We start from the raw sequence: 22,233 nt of genomic DNA, 5'->3' as shown, positions 1-22,233 counted from the left end.
CCGACAAACCCGCCGGGTCTGGCATTGCCGACCCGGCGGGCCGGATCGGCAAAAGCGGGCTCAACTCCGCGAGCCCGGACACAGCAGTTCCGTGACGGCCTTCGCTTACCAGTTCATGCGCAGCACCAGCGAGTAGCGCCGGTCGTTGACGAAGGAAGAGCGCGTATACAGACGCGGATCCACTTCACCGCCTTCGTAGGAGGTCGGCCCCATCAGCACCTTGGTCACCGTGTTGGTCAGGTTGTTGGCCTGCACGCCCAGTTGCAGGTGCGCGTTGAAGCGGTAGAAAAACGAGCCATCGAGCTGGCCGTAGTCGTCGGCCCAGGTGGGCAGACGGGTGGACGCATCGCTGGTGGTCAGCAGGTAGCGCGAGCGCCAGTTGTAGGCCAGGCGCAGCGACAACGGCCCCTTCTCGTAGATGCCGGCCAGGTTGTAGCTGCGCCGCGACAGGCCTTCCAGCGGCAGCTCGACCCCGGTGACGGTGGTATTGGTGTACGGGTCGGTGGCGGTGTTGGCGCCGCCCTGGCTGTCGACGAAGGTGAAGTTGGCATTGACGCCGAACCCGCTCAGCCAGCCCGGCAACTGGTCGAAGAACTGGGTATAGCCCAGCTCCGCGCCGCGGATGGTGCCCTCGTCCATGTTGTACGGGCGTGTCACCAGCCAGGGGCGGTTGTCGTAGATCTCGCTGCGGGTCTGGGTGGAGAAGTAGTCCTTGACCTTCTTGTAGAACAGCGTGGCGTACAGCATGTCGCTGGTGTCGAAGTACCACTCCAGCGCAGTGTCGAACTGGTTGGCCACCATCGGCTTGAGGTTCGGGTTGCCGGCGGTGCCGACAAAATCGGTCGCCTGGCCGGCGTCGTTGGTTTCCACGTTGAGCAGTACATACGGCTGCAACTGGGTGTAGTCCGGGCGCGCCATCGCCTTGGAGGCGGCAAAGCGCCACTGCAGGCTGTCGGTGAAGCGCAGGCGCAGGTTCAGGCTGGGCAGTACGTTGGTGTAGCTGCCCTGCGAGTTGTTCTCGAAGTATTGCCCGGTATAGCGCGCCTGCAGTTCCGGCGAGACATTGAGCCCGGCCAGGTTCTGGAACTGGCCGAAGCCTTCGGCCTGGGTCTTGGTCTGCACCACGCGGATGCCGACGTTGCCATCCACCGGCACGCCCCAGGCCTCGTCGTTGCCGAAGTACAGCGCCGCGTAGGCGGCCTGGGTGCGTTCGTGCTGCCGGTTGGTGTCCTGCGGCTGATAGGTGTCCGGCGCCCAGCCGTAGCCGCGCAACGCCACGATCTGCTGGATCATCTGCGAGGCCGAGGCGTAGTTGTTGACCAGGCCGCTGTTGGGCACCACCAGCGTGGTCGGCACGTTCACGCTGCCACGGAAGAAGTCGGAGAAGGTGAACAACGACGACTGGTCGGTCATGAACTCGGACATGTTGGCCAGGCCGTTGCTGGTGCCCGGAATGGCGGCCCAGTTGTCGGAGATCACGCCCCAGTTGTAGCCGGAATTCTTGTTGATCTGGTTGCGGTCGGTGGCGCGCATGCCGAAGCGCGCAAAGCGCAGCCAGCTGCTGTCATCGAAGGTGTATTCCAGATCCACGCGCGTGGACAGCTGACGCCCGCGGTTCTTGCCCAGGTGGTCCATCGCCGCCGCCCAGAAGTAGTTGGACGGGTCCTGGGGGAAGGCCGGGTTGGCGATCTGCACGCTGGGATACCTGCCCGACACGTCATACGACAGGCCCGGCAGATAGGTCGCACTGAACACGGTGAAATCCAGCTGTTCGTTCTCCGACTCCACCAGCTGCATATCGCCCTTGATCTGCAGGTTGTCGTTGAAGAAGTGGCTGAAACCCACCGACATGTCGGTGGTGGTGGTGCGCTGTTCGGAATAGCGGTTGTCAGTGTTGAAGCGCACGCCGTCGCCGGTGAGCACCCCGCGCCACGAGCTGGACACCGGCGAGCCGCGCAGGAAGCCGCCGCGATCGTCATAGTCGAAGGTCGTGCCTGGCGCCGGCGTGATGCTGTTGTTGCTGTCGTTGAAGAACGCGGCGCGCTCCTGCCAGTTCATTTCGTAGCGCGAGCGCAGGAACTGCGCATAGATCTCGGTGGCATCGCTGGGCTTCCACTGGAACGCCGCCGCGATGCCGTCGCGCTTGCGCTCGAAATCCAGCTGACGCCAGTTCACCCCGCCCGGCACGAACACCTCGCTGCGTCCGCTGCCGGCCAGCACGGCCTCGTCGGTGCGCCGCACGTACGGCTCCACCTGGATGCCGTCCGAGCGCGTGGCCAGCTCCGAGTGCGCGACGTCGATCATGAAGCCCATTTCGCCGATGCCGGTGTTCCAGCGGTCGCTGAACAGGAACGAGGCCGACGGCTTGTACTTCTTGCTCATGTCGCCGTAGTTGTAATCGACATTGCCACCGACGATCCGGCCGGGATTGTCGAACGGCATGCGCGTGCGCAGATTGACCGTGCCGCCCAGGCCGCCTTCGATGATTTCCGCCGAGGGGTTCTTGTACACGTCCACCCCGGCCATCAACTCGGCCGGCACGTCTTCGAAGCTCAGCCCGCGGCCGCTGGCGGCGCTGAAGATGTCGCGGCCATTGAGTTCGCCGCGCACCTGGGTCAGGCCGCGGATCATCACGCCACTGCCTTCGGCGGAGAAATGGTCCGGGTCGCTGCGCGCGGCAAAGTGATCGATGGTCACACCGCTGACGCGCTGCAGGGTCTCGGTGACGCTGCGGTCGGGCAAGGCGCCGATGTCCTCGGCACTGACCGAATCCACGATCTGGCTGGCATCGCGCTTGATCACCTGCGACTTGATCAGGCTGGCGCGCACACCGCGCACTTCCACCGCATCCAGATCCACCGCGCTGCCGGCAGTGTTGCCGGCGGGGGCAGTCGGGGGCGACTGCGTCTGTTGGGCGTACACCGGTGCGGCGAGCAACAGCCCGATGCTGACGGCCATGGCGGAATGACGCAAACGCGGGGTACGACGTGCGTGCACGCCCGTCCCTGCCGAGGCATGGCTTGAAAACTTGTACATCTGAATCCCTCCCAGGACGCAAGACGACGGAAGACTGGTTAGCGCGGCACCGTCAACGGGCCACGTGATCGTGCAGGACACGGACGTTGCCGCCCGGCTCCACCTCCCACTGCATGGCGGCTTGGCCGCCGATCACCTGCCCGACTTCACGTGCGCTTCAGCGTGCGATCTGGCTCACAGATATAGGCGCGTGGTCTAGCGCCAGCCAATGAAAAATTCACAGCCTGGTATGCCCTTCTGGAATACGAATGGAAGAGCCCGCTTATCCAGTGGATTCCGGCCCGCGCAAGGCCGGATACAAACGCCGTGCAGTGGTGCGCAGCGCCTGCAGGATGCGCTCGGCCCCCGGCGGCAGGATGTAATCGCGCCGGCGGATGATGCCGAACGACTCCATGCGCACACCCAGCTCGATCGGCAGCACGGTCAGCAGCTTGGCCTGGATCAGCGGCGCCACCGATTCCACCGGCAAGGCGGTCAGCATGTCGGTGCCGCGCAGCAGCGTGGAGGTCACCGGCAGCGACGAGGTCTCGATCGCATTGGTCGGCGTCTGCACGCCGTGTTCCATGAACATCGAGTCCAGCCGCGCGCGCAGCACGCTGTCGGCTGGCGGCAGGATCCAGCCATGGCGTACCAGGTCCGCATGCTGCAGGCCGACCCGGCTGGCCAGCGGATGGCCGGCCCGCGCGATCACCGAATGCGGCTCGTCGGCCAGCGGCTCGAATTCCAGCTCGCCCACGCCCTCGGGCCCCAGGATGCGGCCGATCACGATATCCAGCTGGCCGTCCAGCAACTTGGCCACCAGCGGACGGCTGTAGTCCATTTCCACCCGCACCAGGATGTCGGGGAACTCGCGCTTGACCTCGGCGATCGCCTGCGGCACCAGGTTGGTGCCCGGATTGACCACCGTGCCGATCGAGGCCTGGCCCATGCGCCCGGCCCGCAACGCGGCGATTTCCTCCTGCGCCCGGCCGATCTCCGACATCGCCGCACGCGCACGCCGGATCAGCACATGGCCGTACCAGGTAGGCTCCACCCCGCGGGCATGTCGCTCGAACAGTTTCACCCCCAGCATGTCTTCCATTTCCGCCAGCAGCTTGGAGGCGGCCGGTTGCGTCATGCTGGCGGCCTCGGCCGCGCGCAGCACCGAGCGTTGTTCGTGCAGATGCAGCAGCAGCAGCAGCTGGCGCGTCTTGAGGCGGGCAGCGTTGAACCAGGGAGTGCTGGAATTTGCCATGGAGTATCGCCACGCAGGTGTATTCGTAGGAGGAATAGAATATGCCGAAAATTTCATTTGCAGCACATATCTCCGCGCGCGAGGCTATCGAACGCCGCAGCAGGAGCCCCTACCTCCCGGGCGCGGCCAGAACAGACGTGACCCATCTTCCAAGAGATGGCAACACGCACGCCATGATTGCGGAGGTGGACGACGATGACGGCAACTTGCCGGCCAATTGCAGGCCGTTGGAGTGCGCACGCAAGTGCCGCAGCCACCGCGTCGTTGCTGCTTGCCATCCTCCGCGCAGCGCCGTGCAGCACTGCACCCTCCCCCGACGTTGGCGGCCCTTCGGTCGCCGACGGCCGTTTTCCGCTCTATCGCGAGTAACACGATGACCTCAGACACCACCGCCAGCCTGTTCGCCCTGCCACTGATCGCCATCCTGCGTGGCATCACGCCGGAAGAAACGCTCGACCATGTCGGTGCACTGATCGACGCCGGTTTCGACGCGATCGAGATCCCGCTCAATTCGCCGCGCTGGGCCGAGAGCATTGCGCTCGCGCAGCAGACCTACGGCGAGCGCGCCTGGATCGGCGCCGGCACCGTGCTGCGCAACGACGATGTCGACACCCTGGCCGGCATCGGTGCGCGCTTCATCGTCACCCCGAATACGCGCCCGTCGCTGATCCGCCATGCGGTGTCGCGCGGGCTCACCGTGGTGGCCGGTTTCGCCACCGCCAGCGAGGCGTTCGACGCCATCGATGCCGGCGCAACGATCCTGAAGCTGTTCCCGGCAGCCACCTATGGCGCGGCGCACGTGCGCGCGCTGCGCTCGGTGCTGCCCACCCACATTCCGGTCTACGTGGTCGGCGGCGTCAGCCCGCAGACCCTGGCCGGCTTCCTTGCCCAGGGCGCCGCCGGCGCCGGCATCGGTGGCGAACTGTACAAACCCGCGCAATCGCTCGAAACGACCCAGACGCATGCACGCGCCTTCGTGCAGGCCTACCAGGAACTGCAAGGATGAAGATCACCCGCCTCACCACCTACCACGCCGCACCGCGCTGGCTGTTCCTCAAGGTCGAGACCGACGAGGGCATCACCGGCTGGGGAGAGCCGGTCATCGAAGGCCGCGCGCGCTCGGTGGAAGCTGCCGTGCATGAACTGGCCGGCTATGTGATCGGCAAGGATCCGGCGCGCATCAATGACCTGTGGCAGACCATGTACCGCGCCGGTTTCTACCGCGGCGGCGCCATCCTGATGAGCGCCATCGCCGGCATCGACCAGGCCTTGTGGGACATCAAGGGCAAGGCGTTGGGCGTGCCGGTGTACGAGTTGCTGGGCGGGCTGGTGCGCGATCGCATGAAGACCTACCGCTGGGTCGGCGGTGACCGCCCTGGTGCGATCATCCAGCAGATCACCGACTACCGCGCGCTGGGCTTTGACACCTTCAAGTTCAACGGCACCGAGGAAATGAAGCTGATCGACAGCGCGCGCGCTGTCGATGCGGCGGTGGTCAAGGTCGCCGAGATCCGCGAGGCCTTCGGCAACACCATCGACTTCGGTATCGACTTCCACGGCCGCGTCGGCGCGCCGATGGCCAAGGCGCTGCTGCGCGAGCTGGAACCGTTCAAGCCGCTGTTCGTCGAAGAACCGGTGCTGGCCGAACAGGCCGAGTACTACCCGCGCCTGGCCGCAAGCACCTCGATTCCGCTGGCCGCCGGCGAGCGCATGTTCTCGCGCTTCGAATTCAAGAACGTGCTGTGCGCCGGCGGGATCGGCATGGTGCAGCCGGACCTGTCGCATGCCGGCGGCATCACCGAGTGCGTCAAGATCGCCGCGATGGCCGAGGCCTACGATGTCGGCTTCGCGCCGCACTGCCCGCTCGGCCCGATCGCGCTGGCCGCCTGCCTGCACGTGGACTTCGTGTCGCACAACGCGGTGCTGCAGGAACAGAGCATCGGCATCCACTACAACGAAGGTGCCGACCTGCTCGACTACGTCATCAATAAAGACGATTTTCAGTGTGTCGATGGCAGTATCGCCGCCCTGCCCAAGCCCGGGCTCGGTGTGGAGATCGACGAAGACATGCTCAAGCGCGCAAACGAAAACCCGCCGGACTGGCGCAACCCGGTCTGGCGTCACAGCGATGGCAGCATCGCCGAATGGTGAGCACGCCCGAACACACCGCCGTGCTGGCGGTCGACAGCCGCTGCACGCATGGCGAAGGCGTGCTGTGGTGCGAGCAGCGTGAAGCGCTGTACTGGGTGGACATCAGCGAGAAGCGCCTGTGGCGGCATCATCCGCACAGCGCCCACACCCGGTACTGGACGTTGCCGGACCGCCCCGGCTGCCTGGGATTGATGGACGACGGCCGCGTGCTGATCGCGCTGGCCAAGTCGATCTGCATCGCCGACCCGGACAATGCCGACGGCGACAGCCTGCCGCTCCAGCACCTGGCCGATATCGAAGCCGACAACCCGCATACGCGCAGCAATGATGGCCGCGCCGACCGCAACGGCAACCTCGTGTTCGGCACCATGGACGAGCACGACCACAAGGCCGCACGCGGCGCGATGTACCAGTTCTCGCTGCGCCACGGCCTGCGTGCGTTGCCGCTGCCGGGCGTGTCGATCCCCAACTCGATCTGCTTCAGCCCCGACGGCCGCACGCTGTACTACTGCGACTCGCTGCGCCCGCAGATCCTGTGCTGCGATTACGATGCCGACACCGCCCAGACCAGCAACGTGCGCGTGTTCACCACGCTGGACCGCGACGATGCCGAGCCGGACGGCTCCATCATCGACAGCCAGGGCCATCTGTGGAATGCGCAGTGGCGTGCCTGGCGCGTGGTGCGCTACCGCCCCGACGGCAGCATCGAGCGCATCGTGCAAGTGCCGGTCAAGCACCCCACCTGCAGCGCCTTCGGCGGCGCCGCGCTGGACCGCCTGCACGTGATCAGCTCGCGCCTGGACCACAGCGCCGAGGAACTGGCCCGCACCCCGGAAGCCGGCGGCCTGTACGTCTGCGACGTGCCGATCAACGGCCTGCCCGAGAGTCGGGTGGCCAGCGCATGATCGCCATCGACTGGGGCACCAGCAGCCTGCGCGGCTATCTGCTCGCTGCCGACGGCCAGGTGCTGGAGCAGCGCCGCGGCAGCGACGGCATCCTGGCCTGCCAGGGCCGCTTCGGCGAGGTGCTGAGCACGCTGATCGAGGGCTGGGACGGCCCGCTGCTGCTGTCGGGCATGATCGGCAGCCGCAATGGCTGGGTCGAACAGGCCTATCTGCCCTGCCCGGCCGATACCGCCGCGCTGGCGCAGGCGATGCGCAGCTACGACGACCTGCTGCCAGGACGCACGCTGTGGTTCGTGCCCGGCGTGAGCACCGGCCAGCAGCACGGCGTACCCGATGTCATGCGGGGCGAGGAAACCCAGCTGGTCGGCCTGCTCGCCGCGCTCGGCGACGGCACGCACGTCGCCTGCCTGCCCGGAACCCACAGCAAATGGGCACAGCTCGACCACGGCCAGCTGACCGGTTTTGCCACCGTCATGACCGGCGAGCTGTATGCGGTGCTGCGCCAGCACAGCATCCTGGGCAAGCTGATGCAGGACGATCCTGCGGACCTGGACACCGACGCATTCGCGCAAGGCGTCGATCGCAGCGCCGAGCCCGGCGGGCTCAGCCACCACCTGTTCGGCGCGCGCACCCTGGGTTTGTTCGACCGCCTCACCGCCGCCGCGCTGCCGTCCTATCTGTCGGGCCTGCTGATCGGCCACGAGCTGCGCGAGCACCGCGGCGATCACGCCACCGTGCACCTGGTCGGCAGCCCCGGCCTGGCACAACGCTATGCGCTGGCGCTGGCGCATCTGGGCGTGCAGACACAGCGGCATCCGGAAGATCTGGCCGCCACGGGATTGTTCGCGCTGGCCAGGCAGCGCGGGTTGGCCTGAGCGCAGACGCCCAGCACGCAACCGGCCGGCCACGGCCGGGGCGGACAAATCCCCGCCAACCCCACACCGGCCACCGGACTGCTTTAGAATTGACAGGCTAAACGCCGGATTCCGCCATGCCTTTTGTTGTCACCGAAAACTGCATCAAGTGCAAATACACCGACTGTGTCGAGGTCTGTCCGGTGGATTGCTTCCATGTCGGCCCGAACTTCCTGGTCATCGACCCGGATGAGTGCATCGACTGCACGCTGTGCGAGCCGGAATGCCCGGCCAACGCGATCTACCCGGAAGACGACGTCCCGGCAGGCCAGGAAGGCTTCGTCGCGCTCAACGCCGAGCTGGCCAAGGCCTGGCCGGTGCTGACCGTGCGCCAGGAGCCGCTGCCCGATGCCGCCGAATGGGACGGCAAGCCGAACAAGCTGCCGCTGCTGCAGCGCTGACATAGCGCCTGGCCGCCTCCAGCCGCAGCAACGCCACGGCAGCGCAGCGACGACACCGCATCAGAAACGCAAAACGGGCGCCGAAGCGCCCGTTCTGCTGTCTGCGATGGCTGCAGCGGCCTCAGCCGCCCAGCTTGCCCTTCAACGCGGTGATCACCGCCACCGGCGCTGCCGCGGTGGCCGGCATGCCGCGCGGATCCACTGCCGACACGTAGCTGCCGGCGTCGACCTTCACCACGCGTACCAGGAAGCTGGATCCTTCGTAGCTCACGTCGTAGGAACCGAGCATCTGCGCCTTGCTGGCGATGGTCAGGCCGGGAATGTCGGCCAGTGCCGCACCGACCTTGGCGAACACCTCGTCGCGCTCGCCCGGCACGGTGAAGCCGCTGTTGGCGCTGGCGGACGGCGGCGCCGAAGTGTTCTGCTGCGCGGTCGAAGCCAGCGTCGGCACCTTCATCGCGCCGGAGGTATCGGGCAGGTTCAGATCCGGCGGCACTTCCAGCGGACGGGCTTCCGGGGCCAGCGCGTAGTCACCGCGTGCGCCCTTGTGGAACCAGCTGCAACCGCTCGTGGCGGCGACGGTGGCGGTCGCCAGCAACGCGAGCGAGAGCACGCGGACGGGGGAAACGGAATGACGCATCGATAGATCTCCTGGGTCAGGCCGCGAGCATTTCGCGGCTGGAAAGCGCTTCCAACGCAACAGCGTCGGCGGCAAGGCGGTCGGCGGCGGGCTGGTGCGCCGCAGAAAGGGGCAGTAACGGCAAACGCAGGCCGTACCCGATCCCGGCGCGCTGCAGCAGCGCCTTGACCGGGATGGGATTGGATTCGATGCCGCAGAAACTGTGGTACTCGCTCAGGCGTGCGTCCCACGTGGTGGCCGCCTCGCGCTGGCCGTCGCGGGCCAGGTCGCACAGGCGCCGATAGGCCGACGGCAAGGCGTTGGACGCCACCGAAACCAACCCGTCGGCACCGGACAGCATCGCCTGTGCGGCGCTGCCGTCATCACCGCTGAGCACCACGAAGGACTCGCTGCGCAGCGCCACCAGCGCGGCCATGCGCTCCGGCTCGCTGCGCGCTTCCTTGATGCCGACGATGTTCGCATGCCCGACCAGCGTGGCAACCGTCTCCGGCAACAGGTCGCATCCGGTGCGGCCGGGCACGTTGTACAGCACCACCGGCAAGCCGCCGTTGTCGGCAACCGCCAGGAAATGCGCCTGCAGGCCGGCCTGGGTCGGACGCACGTACGGCGGCGTCACCACCAGCGCGTACTGCGCACCCAGCGCAGCGGCGCGGCGCGTCTGCGCGATGGTCTTGGCGGTGCCCGACAGGCCGGTGCCGGCCAGCACCGGCACGCGGCCGGCCACCTGCGCAACGGCGGCACGCAACAAGGTGTCGTACTCCTCGTCGCTCAATGCGGCGGCCTCGCCGGTGGAACCGGCGACGACGATTCCCTGCACGCCGCCGTGCAGTTGCTGTTCCAGCAACCGCCGCCAGGCATCCAGGTCGAGTGCGCCGTCCGGACCGAAAGGGGTCGCCAGCGCGGTGATGATGCCGGAAAGGGACAAGATTCTGCTGCTCTTACGTGACAGGAAAGGCCCGCGCGCACGCGGGTTGTGGCCGCCTGCATGTTACTTGCGGCGCGAAACCACGGGCAAGTATGCTGGTCACCGCCAGGGCGCCTGCCCGGGCGGCCATTCAGCCTGATGCAATGCCGGAAGCCCCTTTGACCGACTCGACTCCCCGGCCCTCGCCGACCGAAAACCACCTCCTGATCAACGCCTACACGACGCATCCGGAGTCCCCCCTGTTGCCCGTCACCCGCCGCATCGCCGATAGCGGCTGCAATCTCGTGGACGCCCGCCTGGCCACGGTGGGGCGCGATGTCTCGGTCACCGCCCTGGCCACCGGCTCCTGGGACTCGGTCGCCAAGCTGGAGGCCATGCTGACCCGCCTCGAGCGCGAAGAGGGCCTGAAGCTGGTGTGGTACCGCACCGGCCCCAAGCAGACCCAGTCCAACCTGCTGCCCTACATCGTCGAAGTCATCGCCGCCGACAAGCCGGGCATCCTGTTCCAGCTGGCCGATTTCTTCGACCGCCAGGGCATCACCATCGAGAACCTGCAGAGCACGCGCTACCGCGCCATGCAGACCGGCGCGGAGATGTTCTCTGCGCAGGTGACGATCGGCGTGCCGGCCAACATGCACATCGCCGCACTGCGCGATGATTTCCTGGAATTCTGTGATCACCTCAATCTCGACGCGATCATGGACCCGATGAAGTTCTGAGGCAGACGTCCCGATGGCCATTGCCCTTTCCGCACTGAAACAGATGTTCGAGCACATCCGCTCCGAGACCGACTGGAATCTCGACGGGCCGTTGCGCTGGGAATATTTCTTCGCCGACCCGGCCCAGCAACCGCTGCAACAGCTCGCCGCGCAACTGACCCAGGACGGCTATCGCGTCATCGACATCTTCCTCGGCGAACGCGACGAAGACGATGGCGACGACGAGGAGTCCTACTTCCTGCATGTGGACAAGCTGGAACAGCACACCATCGAGTCGCTGAATCAGCGCAATGCGCAGTTCGATGCGCTTGCCAAACGTTTCCACGTGGCTGCTTATGATGGGATGGACGTCGGCCCGGCATGACCGCGCCGCACGCCCCTCCACTTTGGGCTGAGCAACGATGACCGACGCTGTACTTGACCTCCCCGCCGCAAGCCTGGACCTGCCACTGTCGCTGTCCGGTGGCATTCAGACCACCTTGCGCGGCTATGCCGGCAAATGGCTGGTGCTTTACTTCTACCCGAAGGACAGCACCCCCGGCTGCACCACCGAAGGCCTGGATTTCAATGCGCTGCTGCCGCAGTTCACGCAGGCCGGCGCGGTCGTGCTGGGCGTGTCGCGCGACTCGGTGAAGTCGCACGACAATTTCTGCGCCAAGCAGGGCTTTGCCTTCCCGCTGGTCAGCGATGGCGACGAGGCCCTGTGCCGCGCCTTCGACGTGATCAAGGAAAAGAACATGTACGGCAAGCAGGTGCTCGGTATCGAGCGCAGCACCTTCCTGCTGTCGCCCGAAGGGGTTGTGGTGCAGGCCTGGCGCAAGGTCAAGGTGGCCGGCCACGCCGACGCCGTGCTGGCCGCGTTGAAGGCGCACGCCAGACAGTGACGCCCCCTGGTTTCCCGTGTCCTCCATCACCCTGCCCCGCAGGCGTGATGGCTCGCCCCTGTTCCATCACTTGGAAGACCCAATGACCCGAGGCAAGCGCATCTACGTGCTGGACACCAACGTGCTGATGCACGATCCCACCGCGCTGTTCAAATTCGAGGAACACGATGTGTTCCTGCCGATGCAGGTGATCGAGGAACTGGACAACGCCAAGAAGGGCACGTCCGAAGTCAGCCGGAATGCGCGCCAGGTCAGCCGCTTTTTGGACGAATTGCTGGAGAACACCAACGCCGAGCAGATCCAGGCCGGCATCCTGCTCAGCCATCCGCAGGGCATCCAGCTCAAGGGCCAGGCCGCGATCGGCCGGCTGTATTTCCAGATCCATCCGATCGACCCGGGCCGCACCTTCGGCGCGATGATTCCGGACAACAAGATCCTGGCATCGGTGCTGGCGCTGTGCGAGGAGAATCCGGATGTACCGGTCATCCTGGTGTCCAAGGACATCAACCTGCGCATCAAGGCCTACATCAGCGGCCTGAATGCCGAGGACTACCAGAACGATCGCGCGCTGGACGATTTCAGCCTGCTGTTCACCGGCGCCATCGAGCTGCCGGAAAACTTCTGGGAAAAGCACAACCAGGACCTGCGCAGCTGGAACGAGCGTGGCCGCACCCATTACGAGATCGTGCTGGCCGACGACGAGGACTGGTATCCGAACCAGTACCTGTATCTGCCGGGCGAGGACGAAGTGGAACTGCGCGTGGCCAAGGTCGGCGGCGGCAAGGCCACGCTGTGCCTGGTCGACGATTTCCGCAGCGGCCAGCACGCGGTGTGGGGCATCGTGGCGCGCAACCGCGAGCAGAACTTCGCGCTCAATGCCTTGATGGACCCGGAGATCGATTTCGTCACCCTGCTCGGCACCGCCGGTACCGGCAAGACCTTGCTCGCCCTGGCCGCCGGCCTGGCGCAGACGATGGATCAGCAGCGTTACCGCGAAATCATCATGACCCGCGCCACCGTCAGCGTCGGCGAAGACATCGGCTTTCTGCCCGGCACCGAAGAGGAAAAGATGACCCCGTGGATGGGCGCACTGACCGACAACCTGGAAGTGCTCACCCACAACCAGGAAGGCGGCTCGTGGGGCCGCGCGGCCACCAACGACCTGCTCGCCAGCCGCATCAAGATCCGCTCGATGAACTTCATGCGCGGGCGCACCTTCCTGTCGCGCTACCTGATTCTGGACGAAGCGCAGAACCTCACGCCCAAGCAGATGAAGACGCTGATCACCCGTGCCGGCCCCGGCACCAAGATCGTGTGCCTGGGCAATGTCGAACAGATCGATACGCCCTACCTCACCGAGACCACCTCGGGCCTGACCTATGCGGTGGACCGCTTCAAGGCCTGGCCGCACAGCGCGCATATCACGCTGCGTCGTGGCGAGCGGTCGCGCCTGGCCGACTTCGCCTCGGAGGTGCTGTGATGCACCTGCTGCGCGGCGCGGCGGCGTTCACCGTCCTGGCACTTGCCGGCTGCGCGACCACGCCGCCTCCGGCCAGCGTGCCCACCAACCTCAAGAGCGGGCAATCCTGGGTCATCACCCGCCAGAGCGTCGCCGAGCAGGTGCTGGACACCTGCTCGCGCGACAGCCCGGCGCGTCATCCTGGCCAGATCACCGGCTACTGGACACCGAGCCAGCAGCAGATCGAGCAGCTCGAATCCAGGCAGGATGCCTTGACCCCGACCATCCCCGAGCCACGTGATTTCGACCGCCAGTACGTCGGCGTGGTGATCCAGGGCCAGCAGCTGATCTACATCAACGCCTTCAGGCTGCCGAACGATCCGCCAGTGAAACCGGCCAGGGACGCCATCCGGGTGTGCGATGGCGGCAGTGCGTTCTGGGGCGCGTTGTACGACCCGCAAACCGGCGCGTTTTCGCAGATCGCCATCAACGGCACGCCCTGACCGGCGATGGGCCTGTTGCTGCCGCGCTGGGTCTGGATCGGCGCGGTCGCGTTGTCGGGTGTGGCCGGCATGGTCAACGTGGTCGGCTACCTGGGTTCCGAACACCAGGTGGTCAGCCATCTCACCGGCACCACCAGCCTGCTCGGCGTGGCGCTGGTGCAGGACAGCGCACCGGAGATCGGCTTCCTGTGGGGCATCCTGATCGCCTTCTGCGCAGGCGCCATGCTCAGCGGCCTGATCATCCAGGACGATGTCTTGCGGCTCGGACAGCGCTACGGCGCGGCGCTGCTGCTCGAAGCGCTGCTGTTGCTGGCCGCGATTCCGCTGTTCAAGCTGCATCACGTCGGCGGCGCGCTGGTCGCCGCAGGTGCCTGCGGGCTGCAGAACGCCATGGCCACCACCCTCAGTGGCGCGGCGGTGCGCACCACGCACCTGAGCGGCATGTTCACCGACCTGGGCATCGGCCTGGGGCACCTGCTGCGCGGGCGCCCGCTGCAGGTGCGCCGGCTCACGCTGAGCGGGTTGATCATCAGCGGCTTTCTCGCCGGCAGCGTGCTTGGCACCTGGCTGTTCCAGCGCTGGCACTACGACGCGCTCTACCTGCCAGCCGGCCTCACCGGATTGACCGGTGCCGGCTACATTGCCTACCTGCAATGGCGTCGCTGGCGTACGCAATGATCCGCACTTCCGCCAGGCGGCAGTGCAAAATCCCCTCATGACCACGTCCAGCACGCTGTCCGCCCTGACCATCGCCGGCTCCGATTCCGGCGGTGGCGCCGGCATCCAGGCCGACCTCAAGACCTTCGCCGCGCACCGCGTGCACGGCTTGTCGGCGATCGCCGCATTGACCGCGCAGAACACCCGCGCCGTCACTGCCGTGCATGTCCCGCCGATCGCGTTCCTGCAGGCGCAGATCGATGCCTGCTTTGCGGACTTCGAAATTCAGGCAGTCAAGCTCGGCATGCTCGCCAACGCCGAGGTCATCCATTGCGTGGCCGATCTGCTTGAAAGACATCGCCCGCCGTTCGTGGTGCTCGACCCGGTGATGGTGTCCACCAGCGGCGCCCGCCTGCTCGAAGACGCCGCACTGGAGGCCCTGCGCACGCGCCTGCTGCCGCTGGCCACGCTGATCACGCCGAATACGCCCGAAGCCGAGCTGCTGACCGGCCGCCGCATCGACGATGCCGATGCCGCCGAGCATGCCACCGCCGCCCTGCTCGACCTCGGCGCCAACGCGGTGCTGCTCAAGGGCGGTCACCTGCACGAGGGCACGCGCGTGATCGACCGCTTCGATGACGGCGTCACCCAGGACGTGTTCATGCATCCGCGCCTGCAGGTCGATGCGCACGGCACCGGCTGCAGCTTGTCGGCGGCCATTGCCGCGCAGGTGTGCCAGGGCCTGTCCCTGCTCAATGCCTGCGAAGCGGCCATCGACTACGTCGCGCGCGCCATCCGCCTCGGCCATAGCCCCGGTCACGGCGAGGTGCTGGTCCTGGACCATTTCGGTGCCGCGCCCAGCCCATGAGCGTGCACGCCAGCACGCTCACCGTCACCGCCGTGGATGGACATGCCTGGCAGGTGCTGCGCCACGCCCCGGCGCGGCCGATCGCCAGCCTGCTGTGGCTGCCGGCACTCGGAGTCGCCGCGCGACACTACCTGCCGTTCGCACATGCACTGGCCGGCACCGGCATTGCGGTGTACCTGCACGAATGGCGCGGCAATGGCAGCAGCACCCTGCGCCCCTCGCGCCAGCACGACTGGGGCTATCGCACGCTGCTTGCCGACGATATTCCCGCCAGCCGGGCGCTGCTCGACCTGCATGACCCGCAGCTGCCGTGCGTGCTCGGCGGTCACAGCCTCGGCGGCCAACTGGCCTGCTGCCATGCCGCGTTGCAGCCTGCACGGATTGTGCAGCTGTGGCTGGTCGCCAGCGGCTCGCCGTACTGGCGCAATTTCCCGGTGCCGATGCGCTACGGCCTGCCGCTGATCTTCCGACTGCTGCCATGGCTGGCACGTACCCAGGGCGTGCTGCATGGACGAACGCTCGGTTTCGGCGGAACCGAGGCGCGCAGCCTGATCGCCGATTGGGCGCAGGTCGGTCGCAGCAATCGTTATCGTGCGGCCGGCACGTCATGGAATCTCGAACAGGCGCTGGGCCAACTGCGCATGCCGATCAGCGCAGTGACCTTCGCACGCGACCGCTTCGGCCCGCCCGGCGCCTTGCAGGCCTTGCTGCAGAAAATGCCGCAGGCACCTGCCGAGCGCATCGCCCTGGACGATGCGCGACTGGGCACGCGTAGCGATCATTTTGCGTGGATGAAGACGCCTGCTGCCGTTGCCGCTGCGCTGCGGCGGCAGCTTGGCGATGCGGGCAGCGACGATCGACTTTCACAAAGGGATTGACGAGCACTCCAGGCATCCGCATAATTCCGCTCCTGACGACGCGCCCGTAGCTCAGTTGGATAGAGTACCTGGCTACGAACCAGGCGGTCGGGAGTTCGAATCTCTCCGGGCGCACCATCTTCAGAACAACGAGAGACAGCCTTCAAACGCTGTCTTTTTAGTTAAAAGGTCTTATCGCACTGCGATGGATCTGCAAGTCGAAATGCAAGTCAAAACAAGATAATGCGCCCGTAGCTCAGTTGGATAGAGTACCTGGCTACGAACCAGGCGGTCGGGAGTTCGAATCTCTCCGGGCGCACCAATCTTGAAGAAAACGACCAGCTTGCTGGTCTTTTTTTTGCCTGCCGTTCGAGGACGAATCGTGGCTGCGCCGTTACGACGCAGCCAACGCCAAGCAAGAAGCGCGACAGGCCGGCATGCGCGCGGCATGTCACCGCATAACGGCGATCAGGCCATCGCATCCAGCGCATCGGCCCCGGCCACCACCACCGGCAGCAGCGAGGTCACCGGATGCCCGGCGTCGCGCCAGGCATCCAGCCCACCCAACAGCGGCCGCACGTCGCGATATCCGCGCTCGCGCATCCGAGCGGCCAACCACGCCGCCGACACCTCGTCCGGGCACGCGCAATAGATCACCACGCTGCGATCGCGCGGCACGCTGGCAAGGATCTGCGCCAGCTGACGCTCGTCGGCAAACACCGCGCCGGGAATCGTGTACGGCTGCAGATCGCGGTGGCCCGGCGCCCGGATATCCAGCACCGTCGGCCGCAGTGCTTCGTCGCCATCGAGCAGCGGCACCAGCTCCTCCACGGCGATCCGCGCATGCTCCAGCGAACGCAGCAGGGCATGCCGGCGCCACCAGCGCCAGCCGACGTAGCAGGCCAGCGACACGGCCACGACGACGATCGCACCGGACCCCAGGTCGGACAGCAACGCCAGCACGTCCTGCACCTGCTGCGCGAACAGCGCGCCCAGGCCCAGGCCGACCAATGCCCACAGCGACGCACCCAGGGCGTCGTAGCGCAGGAACGCCGACGGACGCACCCGCATCGCACCGGCCATCGGCACCGAGACCATCGACAGACCGGGCACGAACTTAGCCACCGCCAGCACCCGCACACCCCAGCGCGAGAAGAACCGCTCGGTCTTTTTCATGCAGGTATCGCGCGACAGCGACAGCCGGCACAGCGACTGCAAGGTGCGATTACCGAAACGGCGGCCAGCCAGATACCAGGCCAGGTCGCCGAGCAGGCTTGCCAGCACCGACACCGCCAAGGCCGTCAGTCCGGCCAGCCAGGCATCCTCCCCGCCCTGCAGCGCGTAGCCGGCCCCGACCAGCACCAGGGTCGGCAGCGCCGGCACCGGCAGGCCCAGCGACAACGCCAGCACGTTGGCAAAGACCAGCGCCAATCCGTACTGTTCGATCAAGCCCTGCATGCGGCGCCCCTGCGCGACGGCGAGGGCCCATTATCGGCCCTTCTTCACGCGCGCGACTGCCCGGCGGCGACGGAACGATACGTTTCGGCAAGCGACTGCAACCAGCCATCGAACAGCCCATCGCTGCGCAATGCGCGCCGCCACCAGCCCAGCGCCTCGCCCTCTTCGCCCGGACGCCAGGCCAGGTAGAACGTTTCGTCGGGTTTGCGGGTTTCCACCTGCAGCTCGCACAGCAGGCCATCCTGCAGCGCGCCGCGCGCATATGGCTCGGGCAAAAAGCCGTAGCCAGCGCCGGCCAGCTGCAGCTGCAGCTTGGTCTGCATATCCGGCACGGTGAGCACATCGCGCGCGGACAGCAGGCCGACCGTGCGTGGCAGCAGACGCCGTGCCGAATCGGCCACCGCGATCGCACGATGTTCGGCCAGTTCGGCCGCGCCCAGCGTGCCGGCGCCGGACAGCGGATGCGTGGAGGCCACCGCGAACACAAAGCGCAGCGTCCCGATCGCCTCGGCGACGTAGCCACCACCGCTCGGGCCCTCGCCCGCCGCGACGATCAGGTCCACGCGCCGATCCAGCAGCGCCTCCCAACTGCCGGACAAGGATTCGCTCACCACGCGCAGGCGCGTGCTGTCGGCCACCGTGTAGAAGTCCAGGATCTGCGCCTGCAGCAGGGCGACCGGCAGGATCGCGTCCAGCCCGATCGCAAAGTCCGACTCCCAGCCCGACGCCACCCGCCGCACCCGCACCTCCAGCTCCTGCGCGGCGCGCAGCAGTTGCCGCCCTTCGCGCAGCAGCTCACGCCCCGCCTGCGTGGGCGTGGCCTTCGGTCCAACCCGCTCGAACAACTGCACGCCCAGGTCGTCCTCCAGCTTGGAGACCGTGTAGGAAATCGTCGACGGCACCTTGAACATCACCTTGGCCGCCGCCGTGAACGAACCGCGGCGGTCGATCGCGTCCAGGATCTGCAGCGCTTCCAGGCTGATGTTCATTGTTCGATTTTTTCGATGGTAGCTACCAAATCTACTCGCTTTTCGTTGCCGATGCGCAGGCCCAGACTACGCATCAAGCCGCTGGGACACCGATTTCCCCTTCCCGGCGACACTCGAACCTTTCAAGGAGAAGCACCATGTTGACTGTCCGCAAGAGCGAAACCCGTGGCCGCGCCGAACATGGCTGGCTGTCATCGCGCCATACGTTCTCCTTCGCCAGCTACCACGACCCGCGCCACATGGGCATCGGCCCGCTACGGGTGATCAATGAAGACAAGGTGACCCCGGGCGAAGGCTTCGGCACCCATGCCCACCGCGACATGGAGATCATCTCCTACGTCCTGGGTGGCGCACTGGAGCACAAGGACAGCATGGGCACCGGCTCGGTGCTGCACTACGGCGACGTGCAGCGCATGAGCGCCGGCAGCGGCGTCACCCACAGCGAGTTCAACCACTCGGCCAGCGAGCCGGTGCACTTCCTGCAGATCTGGGTGATGCCCGAACGCAACGGCATCGAGCCCAGCTACGAGGAGAAGCATTTCGATGCCGACAGCAAGCGCAACCAGCTGCGCCTGATCGCCTCGCCCGGTGGCGAGCACGGCTCGCTGCGCCTGCACCAGGATGCACGCCTGTATGCCTCCATCCTCGATGGCCAGGTGCGCCTGCAACAGCCACTGGCCGATGGCCGCATCGGCTACGTGCAGGTGGCGCGCGGCAGCCTGAGCGTCAATGGCCAGGCACTGTCGGCCGGCGACGCGCTGCAGATCACCGGCGAGCCGGAGATCGTGCTGGCCGATGCACGCGATGCGGAAGTGCTGGTGTTCGACCTGCCGCAGTAAACGGCACCAGCCCGGCATGCAGCGTGCTGCAGACAATGCGGCACGCTGCGCGCTGGAGACTGGCCGACAGCACAAAGCCCGCTTCCGGCGGGCTTTTTTGTGCTCAGACGATCAGCCTGCAAGGCACCGGCGATGCCGCTGCCATGCATGACGCCATGCATCGACGCGGCCGCGCATCAGCACATCCCTGCGCGGGATCACGCGGCCTGCGGCTTGGCGAGCGGCTTGATCGGGGCCTCGCTGCGCACAGCCGCCGCCCCGGTGTCGCGATCACCGTCGCCATCGCCATTGACCAAGGCAAACAGCGCATCGGCATCGGCTTCCAGCACACGCGCCGAGCGCGCCAGGTCGTCGACCATCTGCGCCTGGTCGCGCGCCTGCACACCGATCGATTGCAGCGCGGTATTGGCGGTGGAAATGTCCCGCGCCTGCTCCTGGCTGGCAGCGGCAATCTGCTCCACGGTCGCGGTGACGCGCAGCACCGAGCCGACCATGTCCTGCATCACCACACCGGCCTGCTCGGCCAGGCGCGAACCGTCGCCCACCTGGTCGGTCGCATTGTCGATCAAGCCACGAATCTCCTTCGCCGAGACGCTGCAGCGCTGCGCCAGGCTACGCACCTCGGTCGCCACCACGGCAAATCCACGGCCCTGCTCGCCAGCACGTGCCGCTTCCACGGCGGCATTCAAGGCCAGGATATTGGTCTGGAACGCAATGCCGTCGATCACCTCGATGATCTGGCCGATACGATCGGTCGCCGAGCGGATGCCGGCCGTGGTCTTGACCATGTCGGCGATGACGGTGGCGCCGCGTCGCGCAACATCGGCCGATGCTTCGGCCATGCGCTGGGCCGAATTGGCGCTGTCGGAATTGGTGCGGACGGTCTCTGCCAGTTGGTCGATGGTGGTCGAGGTCTGCGCCACCGCTGCCGACTGCGTGGACGAGCGGCTCACCAGCTCCTGATTGCTGACCGAGATATGGTGTGCCTCGCGCTGCACGTTCTGCGCGATGCTCAGTGTCTGCTGCATCAACTGCCCCATGCGCTCGGCAGAGCGCACCTGGTCGGTGACATCGGTGGCGTACTTGACCACCTTGTACGGCCGCCCGGACACGTCCAGGATCGGGTTGTAGGACGCCTGGATCCATACCGAACTGCCATCCTTGTGCAGCCGACGGTAGCGGCCCGCATCGAACTGGCCACGCGCCAGCTTTGTCCAGAAATGCCGGTAGTCTTCGGAGGCGCCGTAGCTTGCGTCCACGAAGATGCGGTGATGCTGGCCGATCGCCTCCTCGGCGGAGTACCCCAAAATGGCCAGGAAGTTATCGTTGGCGGTCAGCACACGCCCTTCCAGATCGAACTCGATCACGCCCATGACCTTGTCGATGGCCTGGATGCGGCCATCGGCATCGGCCGAATCGACTACCTGACGGGTCACGTCGGTGGCGTACTTGACCACCTTGTACGGCCGCCCGTGCTCGTCCAGCACCGGGTTGTAGGACGCCTGGATCCACACCTCCCGGCCGTCCTTGCCGATGCGCTTGTAGCGGCCCGCGTCGAACGCGCCGCGCCCGAGCTTGTCCCAGAACGCGCGATAGGCCGCCGACTGGCGCGTTTGCGCGTCCACGAACATGCCGTGATGCTTGCCGCGGATCTCATCGAGCCGGTAGCCCATGGCCGCAAGGAAATTCTCGTTGGCATCGAGCACCGTGCCGTCCAGCGAAAACTCGATGACCGCCATGACCTTGTCGATCGCATCGATGCGGCCTTCGAAATCGGCGGTCTGGCGCACCTGCGCAGTGATGTCGGTGGCGTACTTGACCACCCGATAGGCCTTGCCCGCACGATCCAGCAGCGGGTTGTAGGAGGCGTTGATCCATACCTCGCGCCCATGCTTGTCCAGGCGACAGAACCGCCCGGCGTTGAAGTCGCCGCGGCGCAGCGCCTGCCAGAACTGCCGGTAGCTTTCGCTGTCGCGGTCGGCAGGGGTCACGAACATGCGGTGATGCTGACCGACGACTTCGTCCAGCCGGTAGCCCATCAGTGACAGGAAATTCTGGTTCACATGCAGGATGCGGCCATCCAGATCGAACTCGATCACCGCCATCACCCGGTCCACGGCATCGGCCTTGTGCTGCAGCCCACGGCTCCGGGAAGAAAACAGGCGTCCAAGTAGCGGCGGTAGGCGCATCGGGTTGAGATCCGAAAGAGGTGTCACAGCCTTAGCGACCCATGCCCGGGTTACTTGAATCGCTGCCTACGGCACGTTTGTGGCAATTCAGACGCTGCCGCCGGTGCGGCTGCCGGCGTTGCGCCGGCGCCTGCCTGCAATCGTCGCCACCACGTCGACACAAATGAAAACGCCCGCAAATCATGGATTTGCGGGCGTTCAAAACACTGGCGGAGCGAGAGGGATTCGAACCCTCGATAGAGCTTTTGACCCTATACTCCCTTAGCAGGGGAGCCCCTTCAGCCGCTCGGGCATCGCTCCAGTTTTTGCGTCCTGCCGCGGTGTCCGTTGCAGGCCGCGAAGAATACCGGGTAAGAGGGGCTAACGTAAACCCTTTATGACGATCAATTCGAAGAATCGTCGCCGTGATGCGCACCGGAAGCGACCGGCTCATCCCCACGCTGGATCCGCTGATAGATTTCTTCGCGGTGTACAGCAACATCTTTCGGTGCGGTGATGCCGATGCGCACCTGATTACCCTTGACGCCGAGTACGGTCACAGTGACCGAGTCGCCGATCATCAAGGTTTCGCCTACCCGGCGAGTGAGGATCAACATTTTGCAAAT

General features: G+C 66.2%; 22 protein-coding genes and 3 tRNA genes. 16 read left to right on the top strand and 9 right to left on the bottom strand.

Annotation, left to right across the window (positions count from 1 at the left end):
* Positions 1–105 precede the first annotated feature (105 nt).
* Together CPBF1521_RS09315 and CPBF1521_RS09310 are read right to left on the bottom strand one after the other, a co-directional pair.
* Positions 106–3,036: a TonB-dependent receptor gene (locus CPBF1521_RS09315; protein ID WP_115676786.1), complete on the bottom strand. Its 2,931-nt coding sequence runs from the start codon at positions 3,034–3,036 to the stop codon at positions 106–108.
* 262 nt (positions 3,037–3,298) lie between these two features.
* On the bottom strand, positions 3,299–4,270 hold the full coding sequence (locus tag CPBF1521_RS09310) for a LysR family transcriptional regulator (RefSeq protein WP_104582918.1): 972 nt from the start codon (positions 4,268–4,270) through the stop codon (positions 3,299–3,301).
* 373 nt (positions 4,271–4,643) lie between these two features.
* On the opposite strand from CPBF1521_RS09310, the gene CPBF1521_RS09300 reads away from it, so the two are divergent.
* The 5 genes from CPBF1521_RS09300 to fdxA all read left to right on the top strand — a co-directional run bounded on the left by CPBF1521_RS09300 (position 4,644) and on the right by fdxA (position 8,641).
* On the top strand, positions 4,644–5,276 hold the full coding sequence (locus CPBF1521_RS09300) for a 2-dehydro-3-deoxy-6-phosphogalactonate aldolase (RefSeq protein ID WP_115676785.1): 633 nt from the start codon (positions 4,644–4,646) through the stop codon (positions 5,274–5,276).
* Positions 5,273–6,421, top strand: a complete 1,149-nt coding sequence (dgoD, locus tag CPBF1521_RS09295) for a galactonate dehydratase (RefSeq protein ID WP_104582916.1) — start codon at positions 5,273–5,275, stop codon at positions 6,419–6,421. The genes CPBF1521_RS09300 and dgoD overlap by 4 nt, the downstream gene beginning before the upstream one ends.
* A complete protein-coding gene (locus tag CPBF1521_RS09290) occupies positions 6,415–7,326 on the top strand; it encodes an SMP-30/gluconolactonase/LRE family protein (protein ID WP_115676784.1) in 912 nt (303 codons plus the stop codon). The genes dgoD and CPBF1521_RS09290 overlap by 7 nt, the downstream gene beginning before the upstream one ends.
* On the top strand, positions 7,323–8,201 hold the full coding sequence (locus CPBF1521_RS09285) for a 2-dehydro-3-deoxygalactonokinase (protein WP_115676783.1): 879 nt from the start codon (positions 7,323–7,325) through the stop codon (positions 8,199–8,201). Before CPBF1521_RS09290 ends, CPBF1521_RS09285 begins: the two co-directional genes overlap by 4 nt.
* A 116-nt stretch (positions 8,202–8,317) precedes the next feature.
* The gene (gene fdxA / locus CPBF1521_RS09280) at positions 8,318–8,641 is read left to right on the top strand and encodes a ferredoxin FdxA (RefSeq protein ID WP_006453280.1); all 324 of its coding nucleotides are present in this window, start codon (positions 8,318–8,320) and stop codon (positions 8,639–8,641) included.
* A gap of 121 nt (positions 8,642–8,762) precedes the next feature.
* Here the strand turns inward: fdxA and CPBF1521_RS09275 are convergent, their stop codons facing one another.
* Positions 8,763–9,281, bottom strand: coding sequence for a hypothetical protein (locus tag CPBF1521_RS09275; RefSeq protein ID WP_104582913.1), 519 nt, complete (start codon positions 9,279–9,281; stop codon positions 8,763–8,765).
* 16 nt (positions 9,282–9,297) lie between these two features.
* Positions 9,298–10,206, bottom strand: a complete 909-nt coding sequence (dapA, locus tag CPBF1521_RS09270) for a 4-hydroxy-tetrahydrodipicolinate synthase (RefSeq protein ID WP_115676782.1) — start codon at positions 10,204–10,206, stop codon at positions 9,298–9,300.
* A gap of 92 nt (positions 10,207–10,298) precedes the next feature.
* On the opposite strand from dapA, the gene CPBF1521_RS09265 reads away from it, so the two are divergent.
* The 10 genes from CPBF1521_RS09265 to CPBF1521_RS09220 all read left to right on the top strand — a co-directional run bounded on the left by CPBF1521_RS09265 (position 10,299) and on the right by CPBF1521_RS09220 (position 16,475).
* Positions 10,299–10,925 carry a glycine cleavage system transcriptional repressor gene (locus tag CPBF1521_RS09265; protein WP_002813792.1) on the top strand — a complete coding sequence of 209 codons (627 nt, stop codon included), beginning with the start codon at positions 10,299–10,301 and terminating at the stop codon, positions 10,923–10,925.
* Positions 10,926–10,938: 13 nt separating this feature from the next.
* Positions 10,939–11,289, top strand: a complete 351-nt coding sequence (locus CPBF1521_RS09260; RefSeq protein WP_104582911.1) for a ribonuclease E inhibitor RraB — start codon at positions 10,939–10,941, stop codon at positions 11,287–11,289.
* Between the two features lie 37 nt (positions 11,290–11,326).
* On the top strand, positions 11,327–11,809 hold the full coding sequence (locus tag CPBF1521_RS09255) for a peroxiredoxin (protein WP_115676781.1): 483 nt from the start codon (positions 11,327–11,329) through the stop codon (positions 11,807–11,809).
* An 82-nt stretch (positions 11,810–11,891) separates the two neighbouring features.
* Positions 11,892–13,289: a PhoH family protein gene (locus CPBF1521_RS09250; protein ID WP_104582909.1), complete on the top strand. Its 1,398-nt coding sequence runs from the start codon at positions 11,892–11,894 to the stop codon at positions 13,287–13,289.
* Positions 13,289–13,771 (top strand): hypothetical protein, encoded by a 483-nt coding sequence (locus CPBF1521_RS09245; RefSeq protein WP_104648538.1) that lies wholly within the window; start codon positions 13,289–13,291, stop codon positions 13,769–13,771. The genes CPBF1521_RS09250 and CPBF1521_RS09245 overlap by 1 nt, the downstream gene beginning before the upstream one ends.
* A 6-nt stretch (positions 13,772–13,777) precedes the next feature.
* Positions 13,778–14,449 (top strand): YoaK family protein, encoded by a 672-nt coding sequence (locus CPBF1521_RS09240; protein ID WP_104582907.1) that lies wholly within the window; start codon positions 13,778–13,780, stop codon positions 14,447–14,449.
* Positions 14,450–14,486: 37 nt separating this feature from the next.
* On the top strand, positions 14,487–15,296 hold the full coding sequence (gene thiD / locus CPBF1521_RS09235; RefSeq protein ID WP_166767714.1) for a bifunctional hydroxymethylpyrimidine kinase/phosphomethylpyrimidine kinase: 810 nt from the start codon (positions 14,487–14,489) through the stop codon (positions 15,294–15,296).
* Positions 15,293–16,174, top strand: coding sequence for an alpha/beta hydrolase family protein (locus tag CPBF1521_RS09230; RefSeq protein ID WP_104582905.1), 882 nt, complete (start codon positions 15,293–15,295; stop codon positions 16,172–16,174). Before thiD ends, CPBF1521_RS09230 begins: the two co-directional genes overlap by 4 nt.
* 40 nt (positions 16,175–16,214) lie before the next feature.
* Positions 16,215–16,291 (top strand) — tRNA-Arg (locus tag CPBF1521_RS09225).
* 107 nt (positions 16,292–16,398) lie between these two features.
* Positions 16,399–16,475: transfer RNA gene (locus CPBF1521_RS09220), tRNA-Arg, on the top strand.
* A gap of 146 nt (positions 16,476–16,621) precedes the next feature.
* On the opposite strand, the gene CPBF1521_RS09215 is transcribed toward CPBF1521_RS09220, so the two are convergent.
* The gene (locus CPBF1521_RS09215) at positions 16,622–17,611 is read right to left on the bottom strand and encodes a DedA family protein/thiosulfate sulfurtransferase GlpE (RefSeq protein ID WP_115676780.1); all 990 of its coding nucleotides are present in this window, start codon (positions 17,609–17,611) and stop codon (positions 16,622–16,624) included.
* A gap of 44 nt (positions 17,612–17,655) precedes the next feature.
* Positions 17,656–18,600 (bottom strand): LysR substrate-binding domain-containing protein, encoded by a 945-nt coding sequence (locus CPBF1521_RS09210; protein ID WP_115676779.1) that lies wholly within the window; start codon positions 18,598–18,600, stop codon positions 17,656–17,658.
* A 137-nt stretch (positions 18,601–18,737) separates the two neighbouring features.
* On the opposite strand from CPBF1521_RS09210, the gene CPBF1521_RS09205 reads away from it, so the two are divergent.
* Positions 18,738–19,439, top strand: coding sequence for a pirin family protein (locus tag CPBF1521_RS09205; protein ID WP_104582902.1), 702 nt, complete (start codon positions 18,738–18,740; stop codon positions 19,437–19,439).
* A gap of 197 nt (positions 19,440–19,636) precedes the next feature.
* Here CPBF1521_RS09205 and CPBF1521_RS09200 read toward each other — a convergent pair whose 3' ends face one another.
* From CPBF1521_RS09200 to csrA, 3 genes are all read right to left on the bottom strand, one after another.
* Positions 19,637–21,601, bottom strand: coding sequence for a methyl-accepting chemotaxis protein (locus CPBF1521_RS09200; protein WP_235858442.1), 1,965 nt, complete (start codon positions 21,599–21,601; stop codon positions 19,637–19,639).
* A 234-nt stretch (positions 21,602–21,835) separates the two neighbouring features.
* Positions 21,836–21,928 (bottom strand) — tRNA-Ser (locus tag CPBF1521_RS09195).
* Between the two features lie 83 nt (positions 21,929–22,011).
* Positions 22,012–22,224, bottom strand: a complete 213-nt coding sequence (gene csrA / locus CPBF1521_RS09190) for a carbon storage regulator CsrA (protein WP_003481884.1) — start codon at positions 22,222–22,224, stop codon at positions 22,012–22,014.
* Between the last annotated feature and the right edge of the window lie 9 nt (positions 22,225–22,233).

It is taken from the genome of Xanthomonas euroxanthea (assembly GCF_900476395.1).
In the GTDB taxonomy this organism is placed as follows: domain Bacteria; phylum Pseudomonadota; class Gammaproteobacteria; order Xanthomonadales; family Xanthomonadaceae; genus Xanthomonas; species Xanthomonas euroxanthea.
This window is presented reverse-complemented; position numbering and strand designations above follow the sequence as displayed.

Coding starts and splice junctions, on each gene's coding strand:
- CPBF1521_RS09315 (WP_115676786.1), bottom strand. CDS start 3,036: ATGTACAAGTTTTCAAGCCATGCCTCGGCAGGGACGGGCGTGCACGCA.
- CPBF1521_RS09310 (WP_104582918.1), bottom strand. CDS start 4,270: ATGGCAAATTCCAGCACTCCCTGGTTCAACGCTGCCCGCCTCAAGACG.
- CPBF1521_RS09300 (WP_115676785.1), top strand. CDS start 4,644: ATGACCTCAGACACCACCGCCAGCCTGTTCGCCCTGCCACTGATCGCC.
- dgoD (WP_104582916.1), top strand. CDS start 5,273: ATGAAGATCACCCGCCTCACCACCTACCACGCCGCACCGCGCTGGCTG.
- CPBF1521_RS09290 (WP_115676784.1), top strand. CDS start 6,415: ATGGTGAGCACGCCCGAACACACCGCCGTGCTGGCGGTCGACAGCCGC.
- CPBF1521_RS09285 (WP_115676783.1), top strand. CDS start 7,323: ATGATCGCCATCGACTGGGGCACCAGCAGCCTGCGCGGCTATCTGCTC.
- fdxA (WP_006453280.1), top strand. CDS start 8,318: ATGCCTTTTGTTGTCACCGAAAACTGCATCAAGTGCAAATACACCGAC.
- CPBF1521_RS09275 (WP_104582913.1), bottom strand. CDS start 9,281: ATGCGTCATTCCGTTTCCCCCGTCCGCGTGCTCTCGCTCGCGTTGCTG.
- CPBF1521_RS09265 (WP_002813792.1), top strand. CDS start 10,299: ATGCTGGTCACCGCCAGGGCGCCTGCCCGGGCGGCCATTCAGCCTGAT.
- CPBF1521_RS09260 (WP_104582911.1), top strand. CDS start 10,939: ATGGCCATTGCCCTTTCCGCACTGAAACAGATGTTCGAGCACATCCGC.
- CPBF1521_RS09255 (WP_115676781.1), top strand. CDS start 11,327: ATGACCGACGCTGTACTTGACCTCCCCGCCGCAAGCCTGGACCTGCCA.
- CPBF1521_RS09250 (WP_104582909.1), top strand. CDS start 11,892: ATGACCCGAGGCAAGCGCATCTACGTGCTGGACACCAACGTGCTGATG.
- CPBF1521_RS09245 (WP_104648538.1), top strand. CDS start 13,289: ATGCACCTGCTGCGCGGCGCGGCGGCGTTCACCGTCCTGGCACTTGCC.
- CPBF1521_RS09240 (WP_104582907.1), top strand. CDS start 13,778: ATGGGCCTGTTGCTGCCGCGCTGGGTCTGGATCGGCGCGGTCGCGTTG.
- thiD (WP_166767714.1), top strand. CDS start 14,487: ATGACCACGTCCAGCACGCTGTCCGCCCTGACCATCGCCGGCTCCGAT.
- CPBF1521_RS09230 (WP_104582905.1), top strand. CDS start 15,293: ATGAGCGTGCACGCCAGCACGCTCACCGTCACCGCCGTGGATGGACAT.
- CPBF1521_RS09215 (WP_115676780.1), bottom strand. CDS start 17,611: ATGCAGGGCTTGATCGAACAGTACGGATTGGCGCTGGTCTTTGCCAAC.
- CPBF1521_RS09210 (WP_115676779.1), bottom strand. CDS start 18,600: ATGAACATCAGCCTGGAAGCGCTGCAGATCCTGGACGCGATCGACCGC.
- CPBF1521_RS09205 (WP_104582902.1), top strand. CDS start 18,738: ATGTTGACTGTCCGCAAGAGCGAAACCCGTGGCCGCGCCGAACATGGC.
- csrA (WP_003481884.1), bottom strand. CDS start 22,224: ATGTTGATCCTCACTCGCCGGGTAGGCGAAACCTTGATGATCGGCGAC.